Origin of the sequence: Coleofasciculus chthonoplastes PCC 7420 (genome assembly GCF_000155555.1) — a bacterium.
Taxonomy (GTDB): Bacteria; Cyanobacteriota; Cyanobacteriia; order Cyanobacteriales; family Coleofasciculaceae; genus Coleofasciculus; species Coleofasciculus chthonoplastes_A.
The window spans coordinates 15,136-29,448 of record NZ_DS989875.1 but is presented as its reverse complement, the minus strand read 5'-3'; the positions used below and the strand labels follow the sequence as shown (position 1 = coordinate 29,448).

General features: G+C 44.8%; 11 protein-coding genes and 3 pseudogenes. 6 read left to right on the top strand and 8 right to left on the bottom strand.

Annotation, left to right across the window (positions count from 1 at the left end; all coding sequences use genetic code 11):
* Positions 1–223: 223 nt before the first annotated feature.
* On the bottom strand, positions 224–1,807 hold the full coding sequence (locus tag MC7420_RS32025; protein ID WP_006105977.1) for a B12-binding domain-containing radical SAM protein: 1,584 nt from the start codon (positions 1,805–1,807) through the stop codon (positions 224–226).
* A gap of 203 nt (positions 1,808–2,010) precedes the next feature.
* On the opposite strand from MC7420_RS32025, the gene MC7420_RS32020 reads away from it, so the two are divergent.
* The 3 genes from MC7420_RS32020 to MC7420_RS32010 all read left to right on the top strand — a co-directional run bounded on the left by MC7420_RS32020 (position 2,011) and on the right by MC7420_RS32010 (position 5,436).
* A complete protein-coding gene (locus tag MC7420_RS32020; protein ID WP_006105909.1) occupies positions 2,011–2,937 on the top strand; it encodes a cobalamin-binding protein in 927 nt (308 codons plus the stop codon).
* A 186-nt stretch (positions 2,938–3,123) separates the two neighbouring features.
* Positions 3,124–4,500 carry a DNA phosphorothioation system restriction enzyme gene (locus MC7420_RS32015; protein WP_044210940.1) on the top strand — a complete coding sequence of 459 codons (1,377 nt, stop codon included), beginning with the start codon at positions 3,124–3,126 and terminating at the stop codon, positions 4,498–4,500.
* 201 nt (positions 4,501–4,701) lie between these two features.
* Positions 4,702–5,436: a DUF4058 family protein gene (locus MC7420_RS32010; protein ID WP_006105903.1), complete on the top strand. Its 735-nt coding sequence runs from the start codon at positions 4,702–4,704 to the stop codon at positions 5,434–5,436.
* Here MC7420_RS32010 and MC7420_RS32005 read toward each other — a convergent pair.
* The 4 genes and pseudogenes from MC7420_RS32005 to MC7420_RS42080 all read right to left on the bottom strand — a co-directional run bounded on the left by MC7420_RS32005 (position 5,422) and on the right by MC7420_RS42080 (position 8,881).
* Positions 5,422–6,683, bottom strand: a pseudogene (locus MC7420_RS32005) (ISAs1 family transposase). The gene MC7420_RS32010 and the pseudogene MC7420_RS32005 sit on opposite strands and share 15 nt — an antisense overlap.
* Positions 6,684–6,751: 68 nt before the next feature.
* Entirely contained in the window at positions 6,752–6,910 is a 159-nt protein-coding gene (locus MC7420_RS40900; RefSeq protein ID WP_006105647.1) for a hypothetical protein, read from the bottom strand.
* A gap of 383 nt (positions 6,911–7,293) precedes the next feature.
* Positions 7,294–7,461, bottom strand: a pseudogene (locus MC7420_RS37540) (IS630-like element ISMae25 family transposase); the annotation flags it as partial.
* A gap of 356 nt (positions 7,462–7,817) precedes the next feature.
* Positions 7,818–8,881, bottom strand: a pseudogene (locus tag MC7420_RS42080) (ISAzo13 family transposase).
* 563 nt (positions 8,882–9,444) lie between these two features.
* Here MC7420_RS42080 and MC7420_RS31985 point away from each other — a divergent pair.
* Positions 9,445–9,765, top strand: a complete 321-nt coding sequence (locus MC7420_RS31985) for a hypothetical protein (protein ID WP_006105913.1) — start codon at positions 9,445–9,447, stop codon at positions 9,763–9,765.
* On the top strand, positions 9,684–10,127 hold the full coding sequence (locus MC7420_RS31980; RefSeq protein WP_044210936.1) for an HNH endonuclease: 444 nt from the start codon (positions 9,684–9,686) through the stop codon (positions 10,125–10,127). The genes MC7420_RS31985 and MC7420_RS31980 overlap by 82 nt, the downstream gene beginning before the upstream one ends.
* Positions 10,128–10,352: 225 nt before the next feature.
* On the opposite strand, the gene MC7420_RS31975 is transcribed toward MC7420_RS31980, so the two are convergent.
* Positions 10,353–11,549, bottom strand: coding sequence for a HEAT repeat domain-containing protein (locus MC7420_RS31975; RefSeq protein ID WP_006105942.1), 1,197 nt, complete (start codon positions 11,547–11,549; stop codon positions 10,353–10,355).
* Between the two features lie 255 nt (positions 11,550–11,804).
* Here MC7420_RS31975 and MC7420_RS31970 point away from each other — a divergent pair, with 255 nt between their 5' ends.
* Entirely contained in the window at positions 11,805–13,403 is a 1,599-nt protein-coding gene (locus tag MC7420_RS31970; protein ID WP_006105894.1) for a ferredoxin--nitrite reductase, read from the top strand.
* 141 nt (positions 13,404–13,544) lie between these two features.
* Here the strand turns inward: MC7420_RS31970 and MC7420_RS31965 are convergent, their stop codons facing one another.
* Positions 13,545–13,982, bottom strand: coding sequence for a hypothetical protein (locus MC7420_RS31965; RefSeq protein ID WP_006105938.1), 438 nt, complete (start codon positions 13,980–13,982; stop codon positions 13,545–13,547).
* Between the two features lie 98 nt (positions 13,983–14,080).
* Positions 14,081–14,284 carry a hypothetical protein gene (locus MC7420_RS31960; protein WP_006105971.1) on the bottom strand — a complete coding sequence of 68 codons (204 nt, stop codon included), beginning with the start codon at positions 14,282–14,284 and terminating at the stop codon, positions 14,081–14,083.
* Positions 14,285–14,313: the final 29 nt, after the last annotated feature.

Sequence of the window (14,313 nt, the reverse complement as noted above, 5' to 3'; positions counted from 1 at the left end):
GAAACCGTAGGGGCGCAAAGACTTGCGCCCGATTCAATGGTAAAATCTATTCCACAATTTTAGCTGTGTCAAGCCGCCATCGTGGGTTTCGACTTCGCTCAACCCACTAACCTTAAGTCAGTACCATTCGACTTAGCACTGCTTATTGATAACTGTTCACTGATCACTGTTTACTGACTTAGCTGTGCCAAACCAGTAGGAGAGAAACTTGAAGCACGTTATGTTATACAGTCACCTGAGTTTTCCGATTCTCTGTAGAGGCTTTTAACTTCTCCTCCCGTGCCAAAAACTCCGCCAACTGTTCCTCAATTTGATTCCGGACAATATGACGATATTCCATAAAATGCTCGTTGTGAGCGCAAACAATTAAATAATGCTCCCAAACCGCTGGATTTCGCCGAATCATACTAAATAAATGATGCCAAAACTTCCAGCGTGTTTTCCGTTTCAGCCCCTGTCGCCAACACACAATTGCCACTGCCTTTAAATCTACCCAACTCGGCAATTTAAATGGGGGTTGACACTTGGGTTCTCCGAGTTTCAGGAAATACCGATACACCCGATCTAAATATTGCTCCGGCTCATATAATTGCCAAAACGCCTCGACATATTCCCGGGCAATTTCTTCTAAAGGGCGAGTGGGGATAAAATTCATTAACGTAGTCTGGTTAATATTGCCATCTTTGCCCCGGAGTCGCCCCTCCTTATCTAACCGATGCCACAATGCTGTATTTGGTAACGCTTGCAACATGGCAAAGGTTGTAGTCGGAATTCCTGTCTGTTCAGCAAACCGGACAATCCGCGAACCCGCACCCGATTTTTCCCCATCAAAACCGACAATAAAACCAGCAATCACCCGCAATCCTGCCTCAGTAATAATATCCACGGATTCAGCCAACGAACTGCGGGTATTTTGGAATTTTTTGGTCAACTGTAAACTATCCTCATCGGGGGTTTCAATGCCCAGAAACACGGCATCAAAATAGCACTCGACCATTAATTGCATCAGTTCGGGGTCTTGCGCCAAGTCAACCGAGGCTTCGGTATTAAATCGGAAAGGATACTGGTGTGCTTCTTGCCAAACTTTTAATTCTTTGAGCAATAACTTGACATTCCGCTTATTGCCAATGAAATTATCATCAACCATAAACACACCCCGCCGCCATCCCAGTTCATAGAGATAGTCTAATTCTGCCAATAACTGAGCGGGTGTTTTCGTCCGGGGCTTGCGTCCATAGAGGACAATAATATCGCAAAATTCACATTGAAACGGACAACCGCGCGAGAATTGCACCGACATTGAATCATAAGCGTCCAATTCCAATAAATCAAACCGAGGAATTGGCGTGGTTGTCACATCCGGTTTTTGCCCATTGGAACGGAATATGCCTGTCTCATCTCCCCGTTGAATCGCCTCGACAAACAGGGGTAATGTAATTTCGCCTTCGTCTAAAATCAGATAATCAGTCCCCGCCTGCTGCACCCCATCGGGAACAGAGGTGGGGAAAGGACCCCCACAAGCCACCCGTTTCCCTCGCCGTTTGGCTTCCCGGATTTGTGCCAGTAAATCCCCTTTTTGGACAATCATCGCTGAAAGAATCACAATATCCGCCCATTCCCATTCCGCTTCGGTGACGGCTCGGATATTGCGATCCACCAGTTTAAATTCCCACGTCTGTGGTAAAATAGCCGCAACAGTGACCAACCCTAAAGGAGGCAGCAAAACTTTGCGATCGACTAATTCTAATATTTTTTCATAAGACCAGAATGTCTTGGGAAAGAGGGGATAGACGAGCAATGCTTTCATATTAGAACTAAATCACCTAAAATTTGGCATCGGATAATAGTACACGTTTTAGCACAAATATCCGGTTAAAGTAACAAATCCAACCTCATGAATTTCGAGTGAGTGCTTTTACATTCTACAAAATTTTCACTCAAATCCTCTGCGTCCCTCTGCGTAACCCTCTGCGTTCCTCTGCGTTGAAAAAATAAAATCTTCACTCCATCATGCCAACATCCGACCTAAAAATAGTCTCCCTACTCCCTAGCGCTACCGAGATTGTCGCCGCTTTAGGCTTAACCGATGCAATTGTCGGGCGATCGCACGAATGCGACTATCCTCCCGACATCCAAAACCGCCCCATTTGTACCGAAGCGCAACTAAATGCCGAAAAACCCAGCGCCCAAATTGACCGAGATGTGCGTCGCTTAGTCAAGGACGCCCTGAGCATCTACCAAATTAAAACCGATATCCTGGAACAGTTACAACCCACCCACATTGTTACTCAAGATCAATGTGATGTCTGTGCGGTCAATTTTCCAGAAGTCGAGAAAGCGGTTGCTGAACTCACCCACAGTCAGCCGAAAGTAATTTCCTTGCAGCCGAATCAATTAAGCGAGGTATGGGCAGATATTGAACGAGTAGCGACTACATTAGGCGTAGACGCGCAACCCTTGCTGAAGCAACTCCAATCTCGTGTGGACACCATTCAGCAAATGACACAGAACCTCTCCCTCGCCAATCAACCCACAGTCGCCGCGATCGAATGGACTGATCCGTTAATGGCGAGTGGGAATTGGATTCCCGAATTAGTCGATATGGCTGGAGGTCATCACTTATTTGCCGCCTTGGGTAAGCATTCGCCGTACTTAGAATGGGATGCACTACTGAAAACTGACCCCCAGGTTATGATTATTATGCCCTGTGGTTTTGATTTAGAGCGAACCCGTCAGGAAACCCAGCAGTTAACTCAGCGTCCAGAATGGTCAGAGTTACAGGCGGTACGGAATAAGAGAGTCTATATTACCGATGGCAATGCTTATTTCAATCGTCCCGGACCCCGATTAGTGGATTCGTTAGAAATTTTGGCAGAAATCCTGCATCCAGAATCATTTAATTTTGGGTATCGCGGAAAGGCTTGGGAAATTTTTTAGTGTTGAGTGTTGACCCTTCGCTTCCTTCAAGGGAACCTGATTTGTAGGGGCGGGTTTAGGGACTTCGCGCCAGCTATTGATGATAACGTTGGTTCAAAACCCGCCCTCATCTTCCAGACGTGCCATGGCACGTCTCTACATGGCTCCCCCTGCTCTCCCTCTGCCATCTGCCATCAAAAACCGGACATGATATCACCAGGTTGTCCCCGGCTACCCCCATCACTGCACCTGCGTTCCTACCAGCAACAAGCGATAACCAACTGGTTTAGCAATCAGGGACGCGGTACGCTGAAGATGGCAACAGGGAGTGGCAAGACAATTACCGCCCTCGCGATCGCAACCCAACTCTATCACCAAATCGGCTTACAAGTCTTACTGGTTGTTTGTCCCTATCGTCATCTAGTTACCCAATGGGCGCGAGAATGTCAGACGTTTAATTTAGAACCGATTCTGGCATTTGAAAATGTACGCCATTGGCAAAATCCACTGTCTACTGCCCTTTATAACTTACAATCGGGCAATCAATCTTTTCTGACAATTATCACCACCAACGCCACATTGATCACAGAGGGGTTACAATCTCAACTCAAATACCTTCCCCCCAAAACCTTAATTGTTGGTGATGAAGCCCATAACCTAGGGTCTCGACGCTTAGAAGAAAGTTTACCACGCAACATTGGCTTACGTCTTGCCCTATCCGCCACACCAGAACGCTATTTTGATGAAGAAGGAACCCACGGCTTATTCAACTATTTTGGCTCAGTTTTGCAACCTGAACTGACTTTAGCGGATGCGATTCACCAAGGGGCATTAGTTCACTATCTCTACTATCCAATATTAGTGGAATTAACCGAAACTGAATCAATCGCTTATGCCAAATTTACTAAACGCATTGGCTGGGCGCTAATGAATAATGAAGGGGTCGATATCCAGAATAATGATACTGTAACTGCCTTATTAATGCAACGCGCTCGTTTAATTGGGTCAGCGGCTAACAAGTTAACCGCATTGCGAGAGTTAATGGCAGAACGATTAGAGACCTATCACACGTTATTTTATTGTGGAGATGGTTCAGTGGAAGGCAGTGTAAGTCAGGAAACCACTCGTCAATTAGCAGCCGTAACCCGGTTATTAGGAAGTGAACTTGGATATCGGATTAACACCTATACAGCAGACACGCATTTAGCCGAACGAGAGGAATTACGTCGTCAATTTGAAACCGGGAAATTACAAGGATTGGTGGCGATTCGCTGTCTTGATGAAGGGGTAGATATTCCAGCGATTCAAACCGCTGTTATTCTTGCTAGTAGTGGAAATCCCCGCCAGTTTATTCAACGGCGGGGGCGGATTTTGCGCCCGCATCCTGATAAGGAACGGGCAACTTTATTTGATATGATTGTTCTGCCTCCAGATTTAGGACGTGAAACGTTAGAGGTGGAACGGAATTTGCTCAAAAAAGAGTTGAAACGGTTTTTAGAGTTTGCTGATTTAGCCGATAATGCAGGAGAAGCCCGACTAAAATTGCTGCAACTTCAAAAACGGTATGGATTGTTGGACATTTGACCCTATAAGTAGGTGGACATAATTAACGTGAACGGTGAAGATCGTCATTCGTCATTCGTCATTCGTCATTTGTCATTTGTAATGGTTTGAGGTTTATTTACAGAACTTAGCCATCTCTGATTCAGTTTTTGATGATACTATAGTAGTCAGTATACAAATAATTAGGTTACAGCTCCTCGCCCTGCAACAATTAGCGATATGATGTCTCCGTTTCCTGGCATGAATCCCTATCTGGAGAATCCAGAATTATGGTCTGAGGTGCATAGCCGTCTAATTGTCGCGATCGCGGATGAGATTGCACCCGCGTTACTTCCTAACTATTATGTGGCAATTGAAAAGCGTGTCTACAGTAGCACTCCTGAGGATACTATCCTGATTGGTATTCCCGATGTTTCCGTTGTCTGTTCAGAGGTAGAGGCGTCTCCAGAATTCGCCACGCGCAACAGGGCTACTGCTACCTTATCGAAGCCTGATCAACCGCAAACCGTAACGATTCCCTTGGCGGAGGAGGTAGAAGAACGCTATTTAGAGATTCGAGACACTAAAACCGGAAAAGTTGTCACCACAATTGAACTACTTTCACCCAAGAATAAACGAGCAGGTGAGGGGAGGGAAGCATATCTACGCAAACGCCAGAAAATTTTAACCTGTTCCACCCACTTGGTAGAAATTGATTTACTTCGCAGTGGAAAAGCGATGCCGATGCAAGGGGTAGCTCAGTTAAAAGACTATCGGATTCTGATTAGTCGCAGCGATTTAAGACCTCATGCCCAGCTTTATGCCTTTAATTTAACCGATGCGATTCCTAAAGTCGAGTTACCGTTACAGGGAGAAGAGAAGAGTCCGATTCTGGATTTAAAACTCATTCTCGATGGCGTTTATCAGCGTGCAGGGTATCACTTCAGGGTAAGAGCATCTAAATTAGGCTTGACATAAGGAGTCAGAGTAATTTAAGGTAGAGTCAATGAAACACGAGGAAAGAACTCGAATCATATAATCGTTATCCATAGCAGTCCGTTTCATTTTTTGTCGGAGACTACGTTGGTAAGTTTGTTCACGATTGAGCGCATTGAGAGCAATGCGTCGGAGGAGAGAAAAATTCCGGGGACTGTGGAAGGAGCGAATCCGACAAGCATCTTCTGCGAAAGTACAATCCAGAGTCCAATGAGCCTGGTTTTCAATACCCCAATGTTTGCGGATAGCTCGACCTAAAAGTAGGGCGTCACTGTGTAAAGAAGTCAGATAAAACTGAACATCACGAGTAGTGTGATTCCAAAGACGGCGAACCCGGATAACCATAACAACACTTTGAATTCCTACCCAAAGTCGGGGTTGGTAAAGTTCGCCAATAGCCGAAGCCGGAACCGACCAGACTTGACGGATTTCCGTGCGATAATGTCCTTTTTCAATACGTTGATCATAACTGACATCAATGCCTTTAAAATTCTGTGCCGAAGCCTGTTCAAACCATGTTTTAACCTGGTGGTAGAGAGTCGGATGATTTGCCTTGAGTGCCAGGACATAATCCGCTTTCTTTTCGATAATCTTTTGAGCAATTTCGGTTTGAGTCCCCATCGCATCAATGGTGATAATAGCATCGGTGATATCTAGTAATTCTAATAAGGCAGGAATAGCTGTAATTTCGTGTTTATTTATCTTCCACTTTCATCTGTGCTAATACCAAGTTTTGTTCACTTGCCCAGGCACTAATCATATGTAGTGCTGATTTTCTTTGATTTCGGTCGTAAGAACCCCGAATTGTTTTTCCGTCTATGGGAATTATCTCTCCTCCCATCTTGGTCACCAGAGTTTCTACCCATTTGAGAAAGCAACGATTCAATTCTTCTGGGTTGATGAACTCAAATACCCGTCGGAAAGTGTCATCGGACGGGATTCCGTTTGGTAGTGCTAAAAATTCTTCTAACCACTGTTGCTTACTGATGCCGTAATTCTCAATATCTTCCCACCCTTGCGCTCCGGCGATGACGGCAAGAATCGCAATCACTAAAATATCGGTGAGTTGATGTTTCTTTGTTCGCTCTACTCTTGGATCTCTTATGGAGCGAAAAATTCTTGACTAAACTCTGTTGAATAACTTCAATTGAGACGGCTTCTTCTGGCTTTGGCTGATGACGATTACTTTTCTTGGCTTGATCCGATTGAGTTTCAAATCCTTCAGACATAAAGCTTCATTCCTGGAGTTTCAAGGGTAAGCGCATTGCTGTAATCTCACTTATGCAAGCTAGCTATGTCAAGTACATTTTTTATCGGTTTGCTTGTCCAAGTCAGGTTGACCTATATCAAGGGCGCGATCGCAAACCTCTTCCTCTTGCTCCACCATGACCGCCCAACCAAGTTTTTGGTTCACCCCGTCAGGGGCGCGATCGCAAACCCCTTCATCTTCCTCCATAATCACCGCCTGATCACCGTTTTGGCTTACCCCGTTAGGGACTTGCGGAAAAATAGAATACCAGTCATTGTAGAGGAGAGGAGGCTTCTCAAAGCAATGCTGTTGAACACTATCATGCTCAAAGAGAACTGGGATGATACTAGCTCAAACCGTACTAACTACATTCTGGCGATGCCATTCAGGTATAGTCTAGTGCATCGCGGCAGCAATCCTTGAGCAGCTCACCCTACTGGCGTGACCCAGCTAAAATGGTGCATTAGTATCGGGGAAAACGGATTTAATAATGAGAACACCCCTATACTGGACGCGATCGCTCTCCAAATATCTGGATGAGTCCACAACCACCCGCCAACAAGAATTTGAGAACACCTTTCTACTGGACGCGATCGCAACTTCATGTTATTGAGGTTGTCACACAATAGTCGGATGTTAGGAGCATGAGGATAGTCAACATCTAATAGATGTTTCACCTCCTCTGCCCAGTCCTCGCTGGTGCGACTATCCCGACAACTTACTCGTCGCCCGCCTCGATTGGGGTCAAAGAACATGAATCTGAAGTTCCCCCATACAGATGTACTGCACCCAGCGTCAAGCCTTATACTGTAATAGTTTTAACGCTCAAGCCCCTCAAAAATCGTACATAAGTAGCACTGGCAAGAATAGCGCGTTGGCGATGCCTGCTGAAGAAGGAACCTATCGCGCTATTCTTCCAATAAACAATCTTATCGGTGAAAACCCTCGCTACATCACAGTGAGGCAGTGCAAGATTTTTTGGCTGGGGGAACTTCAGGTTAATGCATAGGTTTGACCAAAGGTCAATATAATATATTATATTATATTAGTCCTATATTTGCGTATATCATACGCAAACTTATTTTAGTTTTTCCCTCTCCTTGTAAGGAGAGAGTTAACTAGGGACAATTGTGATATCCCATTTAGGCAATGTTTCAGAACGCTGCCAGAAGGGATAGTAATCTTCTAACTCTGTGGGCAGGACTTTGATGCCTTTTTCATAGATGGTTTCGATGTGATGGACAATTGGAGCAATTCCCTTCCAAGTCATATTGGCAGCCCATTGTATGGCAGCTTCTACTGAGTCTAAAATGGCACCATTCCAATAGTTTTCTAGGACGGCCCAACAGCGTTCTATCGGATTGTACTTGCTGTGGTAGGGAGGATAGTAAATCAGGCGAATTTTTACATCAATCTCTTGGGAAAGTTCAACCATTCGTTTGATAAATTGGGTGCGGTCACTGCGAGTTGCTACACCGCCATCAAGATCAATCACCCATTCAGAAATCTCCGGATAATCGGGTTGATTTTGTTTCCACCAAGCAGTTAAACAATCGACGATAAAGTCACTAGTTTCAACAGAGTGACCCATATAAATCGATAATTGTTCGCTGTGGGTGTTGAGAATACCAAAGGGGATTAAGATACCTTGCCACTGGGTATCGTGGTCATCCGCCTTTTTCGGCTTCAAAGTCCGTGCCTTACCACCTCTGGACAGATTGCCAATTTTGACCTTGGCTTTGGTATCAATAGATACTCGCAACGATTTGGGATTTTCATCTGATGCATGATTCTGTTTAAATACATTATCGAAAATGGCATCGGTTTGAGGCGTTTTTTTTAAAGGTTTTGTTTTTTGGGTTTTTTTAGGCGATACCCCAAGCGGTTGAGAATTTCACCTATTGTCTGCCTAGAGGGCAAGTCGCTCTCAGAGTAACCAACTTCGTTTACTAATGCCTCTCGGACTGCTTTGGCACTGATGCGCGTATATAGAAAGGTCGATTGAAATTTTGGGTCGGCTTGGGCTTCTCTATCTACCAGGGAGTGGATATCCGCTTCTAAGTTAGGCAGCACTTGTTCCGTTTTGTGTCGCCCTCTTGCTTGATAGTTATCTACACAGATAAGTCCGGTTCGCCGTTCATTCAATCCCAGTTGTACGCTATGGCGATTCCAGCCCATAGCGGTTTCCGCTTTGCGGGCTGACCCATCAAAATAATCTTCGGTGACAGACGCGATAAAATCTCGTTTACGGTGACCTGTCAGTTTCTCACTGGCATCTTTAAACGTAGCTAGTACAGTTTGAGCTAGTATCATCCCGGTTCTCTTTGAGCATGATAGTGTTCAACAGCATTGCTTTGAGAAGCCTCCTCTCCTCTACAATGACTGGTATTCTATTTTTCCGCAAGTCCCTTAGGGGCGCGATCGCAAACCCCTTCGTCTTCCTCCATAATCACCGCCTGATCACCGTTTTGGCTTACCCCGTTAGGGGCGCGATCACAAACCTTTCTGAATCTCAAATGACTTTGGCTTTTGTCAAGTACAATTTATACCAAATTAGATGAGCTTACCCTGGGTATCACTTCCGCATTGATTATCATCAGTCGCTCACTCCTGCTGTTTCTTCTGAGGTAGCGGCTTGGCTGAATACGCTGCTAATTGAACAGGGATTACGGTAGCGATTTTCCTAGCGTGACCCATCTAAAATAGTAGGATAAAGAGCAATTGATAATCGTGGTAGCCCAATGACACCTCAACTCATGGTTCAACCCTCCGCCCTAATGTCCTCCGGCATTAAAATGAGCGAATTCGGTAATATTTATCTCTTTCGGTTCAATGATGAGCTACAATCTCGCTTTGAAGAACTATTAGAGAAACGAAAAACGAATCAACTAACCCCTGAAGAAGAAGCGGAATATGCTGGAATCTCGGAACTCCAGCGAATTTTTACCCTAATTAATGCTCAACTTGCGACTAAAAGTAAATGGTGTCCAACCCAACCCGAAAACTTGTACGACAACGAGCGAGATACCTTTGTGAATACTGTCACTCCCCCGAATATCTGAGTCCAGACCGTTTCACGATTGACCATATTATGCCTCAGTCTCGGGGAGGTTCAAACCACCGGGATAACCTTGCCTTAGCTTGTCATCGTTGTAATGAGCGTCATTATAACTTTACATCGGGGCTTGACCCCCAAACTCAAGTAGAAATTCCCCTATTTAACCCTCGTCAACAACAGTGGTCAAACCATTTTATTTGGACAAAAGATGGCATAAAAGTTTTAGGCACAACGTCTACGGGTAGAGCGACTTGTAATCGCCTCGACATCAATGATGAACGCCGTGATGAACCTTCTATTCAAATTGCCCGTCGGTTGTGGGTAACAGCAGGTTGGCATCCACCGGAGTCTGATCCGCGACTCTAGCTAGTAGGTTGGGTCGAAGAATGAAACCCAACGCCTCTACAAAGCATGCTCTGAGCGTAGTCAAAGGGTCTAATTGTAGGGGCGGGTTTAGCCGTTTAATTTTGGTACTTATCGATAACCTTTCAACAAAACCCGCCCTTCATCATAGGACAGAGGATGAGAAGAGAAGATCACAGGAGGATTAGATGGCGATCATACTACTTTGGATAGAAGATTTGGAAACGTTTACTGGAGTTGTTGAATTGCCGCATTAGCGTGTAATCTTACACTCATTTGAGGATCATTCTGGAGTTGTCCTAAAGTTTCCATGGCGTCGCGGATTCCTAATTGTCCCCAACTGTAAGCCAACGCCTGTTTAATGGCGGTTGTTTCAACACTGGGATGTCCCGACTTAAAGAAATCCAGCAAAATTTTAGCGGCTTGGTATTTCAGATTCGGGGTTTCAATCCGCCCAAAAACGCGCACGATTTCTAATATAGAGTCTTCGGCTATGGTGGATAAGGCTTGGTGTAAATACTCCAATGTTGTCGCCGTTTCGATCCGCGCCAATACCTGAATGACAGTAAGTTGTAGGGGAACAGGAGTTAGAGGCGATCGCAAAACGGGAAATAACGCCTCGGCTGCTTGATCAGTACCGATTCTACCGATCGCGATCGCGGCTTGCTGACAGACATCTAAGTTCAGATCATATAGCAGGGGTTGCAGATAGATTAATGTATCGAGATCTGTCTGTGAGGAGGCGCTTAAGCCTAACCCGATCACCGCTTCTTTACGCACAGATGCTGCATAATCGTTTAACGCCACCAGGAAAACGGATACAATGCGATCGTCATGGAAACGACTCAGGGCAGCAATGGCAGTGACGCGCACCTGTACATCTGGATCATGGACGACGCTTAATAAGGGATTAATCACCTCTGCACAATGCATTTGAGCTAAGGCGCGAGTGGCGAAAAGACGAGATTCCGGTTGCACTAGCAAATCAGTCAACGCCTCAACCGCAGCATGTCCGATCGCGGCTAATGCACTCGATGCGATCGCACTTAACTCTTCGTCTTCACTATGATCCAGTAATTTCACCAATGTCCGAATCACCTCAGGCGTATTAAATCCCCCCAAAATCCGCCCCGCAAACCACCGTTGCTCTAAATCCGCCTCCTCATCTTCCAGAATCTCGATCAACGGTGTTACAATTCTCTCGCCCCATTGTGGCAAAACCTTGGCAATATCCCAACGCGCCTGAAAATCTCCCTGTTCCAAAACCGTTAACGCCATCGCCAATCCTAGAGGCAATTCCTTTGCTTCTGGATTGGCATGATTTCGGCTGCACTCATCCAACGGTAATTGCTGCAAACATTGAGTGACTGACAACCAATCCCTCTGCTCTGTGGCAACTGTGGCTTGTTTAAGAAGTTTGTCCATTGTTTAATCAATTGCATCCTTACCCAGACTGAATGGTGTGCCACTTCAGCCTCACTCTTCCTATCGTTTCATAGAATCGATGATTTATAAACATTTAATTCACAAATTGCATTTATATGATGCAGTTTGTTCAAATTCAACTTAAAAGCGTATCCAAATATACAATTTACGACTTTAACCTTGCTTACCTTACTGAAATTAAGAGGGTAAATTTTAGTAGAACCGAAAACCGTAAAAATCCATCAAAATAGCGCTATGACTACAACAAAAGACGTATCCAAAAAAATAAACAAAGTGGAAAAAGCCAAAGCCGAGAAAGATGGGCTAGACATTAAACAGGAACTGGAAAGCTTAATCCAACTTGGCTGGGAAAATGTTGATAAAACCGACTTAGAACTCCGCCTCAAGTGGTTAGGTGTCTTTTTCCGTCCAGTGACTCCCGGCAAATTCATGTTGCGCTTACGCATACCCAATGGTTCTCTTGACAGTGAGAAAATGCGGGTTCTCGCCAATATTGTGCAGCGTTATGGTGATGATGGTAGCGCCGATATTACCACTCGCCAAAATATTCAACTGCGAGGCGTCCGTTTAGAAGATATTCCAGACATTTTCCATCAACTGCAATCCGTTAATCTGACCAGTATACAGTCGGGAATGGATAATGTGCGGAATTTAACCGGATCACCCGTCGCTGGAATTGATGCAGACGAAATCATTGACACCCGTGACATGCTGCAAAAATTGCAGGACATGATTACCAATAACGGGGAAGGCAATTATGCATTTACAAATCTTCCGCGTAAATTCAATATTGCCATCGAAGGAGGACGAGATAACTCCATTCACGCCGAAATTAATGATATTGCCTTTGTCCCTGCTTATCGGGATGGAGAATTGGGCTTTAATGTTTTAGTCGGCGGTTATTTATCAGCCCAGCGTTGTGTGGAAGCGATTCCTTTAAATGCATGGGTTCCAGCAAATGAAGCAGATGTGATTAACTTGAGTGGTGCGATTCTCACCGTTTATACTCAGAACGGATTAAAAGAGGGATTAAGAAAAAGCCGCCAAAAAGCCCGGATGATGTGGTTGATTGATAAATGGGGCGTAGACAAATTCCGGGCGGAAGTCGAAAAAACTTATGGGAAAGAACTCCTCCCGGCTGCGCCTGAGGATGAGATTACCCAAGAGAAAAAAGATTACATTGGGGTTTATCCGCAAAAGCAACCAGGGTACAGTTATGTTGGCTTACTGGTTCCCGTGGGGCGCTTGTCAGCCGACACCATGTTTGAGTTAGCCCGATTAGCTGATGTTTATGGCAATGGTGAAATTCGCTTAACCGTTGAACAAAATTTAATTATTCCCTACATTGCCAATGACAAAATCGAAGCATTTCTGAGTGAACCGTTACTCCAGCAGTTTCCGATTCATCCCTCTACGCTTACCCGTTCCTTGGTGTCTTGTACTGGGAATCGCTATTGCAATTTTGCCATCATTGAAACTAAGCAACGGGCATTAAAATTAGCGCAAGAACTGGATCAAGAATTAGACATTCCCGAACGAGTGCGGATACACTGGACTGGATGTCCCAACTCCTGCGGACAACCTCAAGTTGCTGATATTGGCTTAATGGGTACGAAAGTTCGTAAAGATGGCAAGCCTGTCGAAGGGGTGAATCTTTATACTGGGGGAAAAGTGGGCAAAGATGCTCAACTCGGAGACGTATTGGAAAAAGGAATTGCCTGCGATGACTTAAAACCGATTCTCCGGAATCTATTAATTGAAAACTTTGATGCTAAAGTTAAGGATGGAGTCGTTATAGAACCAGAGCCGGAAACTCAGGAGTTTTTTGAATAATTCTCCCATTTAGTCGGGGGCGGGTTTAGTGCAATTCGGGTGAAGCCAAAAAAGATAATAGTGAAAAGAGCCCCTACATTCGGGCAAACTCTTTCAACCTTCATCCTTTCCGTCTCCTATTGACTAAATTGGGAAATCAAATTATTTGATTTTTTCACCCAAAAATTGATAGGGGTTGGTATAATGATTTGAGTCTCCTGAGTACAACTTAAAATACATAACACCTGAGCCTAACCACAAGACTAAAAAGATTAACGTCATCAGGGAAGCCCAGGAAAAAAGCTTAGGTTTTCGGCTGGTGGTTAATAATTTATGGGGTAATGGTGAAAGTTCTAACGGTGTACGACTTGGGGGCGTATTTAGGGCAACTTCGGTGCCTTGGACAGTAATTAATTTCAGCTTATGTAGCTCTGTAAGCGCGGCGTAAACTTCGCTCAAGCTAACTGAATGTTCGAGAAATTCTGCTGTCCAAGCCTGAAAGTCATGCCAGTTAAAATTTACTTTATGATTGGTTCTAGTATGAAACCGAATCCAGTGATAGAGTAAACTCTCGCAGGGGGAAAGCTTAGTCTTGATCATTACCAAAACTCCAAATTTTCTATACGTTTTAGCATTGTATGGAGGTGATATTGGCTGAACAACTTAGCTAGAGGAGGCGATCCTTTCGCTGTAAGTGGCTACAGCACTAACAGATATTCTCCATGTTCCGGAATCCAAGTCAGCCATTCATGATCCGAGACTTGGGAGAGTATCAACGCCTCATAGTGGGCAAATGGATTGGGGAGTTCCTCTAATCTCAGCCACATTCCCGGTTGCAGATAGCGAAAAATTGCACTAGCCGAGAGGTTGGCTGGAGGGGGTTGCGGTTGTGGATTTTGCATATCTGTGCCGTCTGATTCTCGATTCTCTT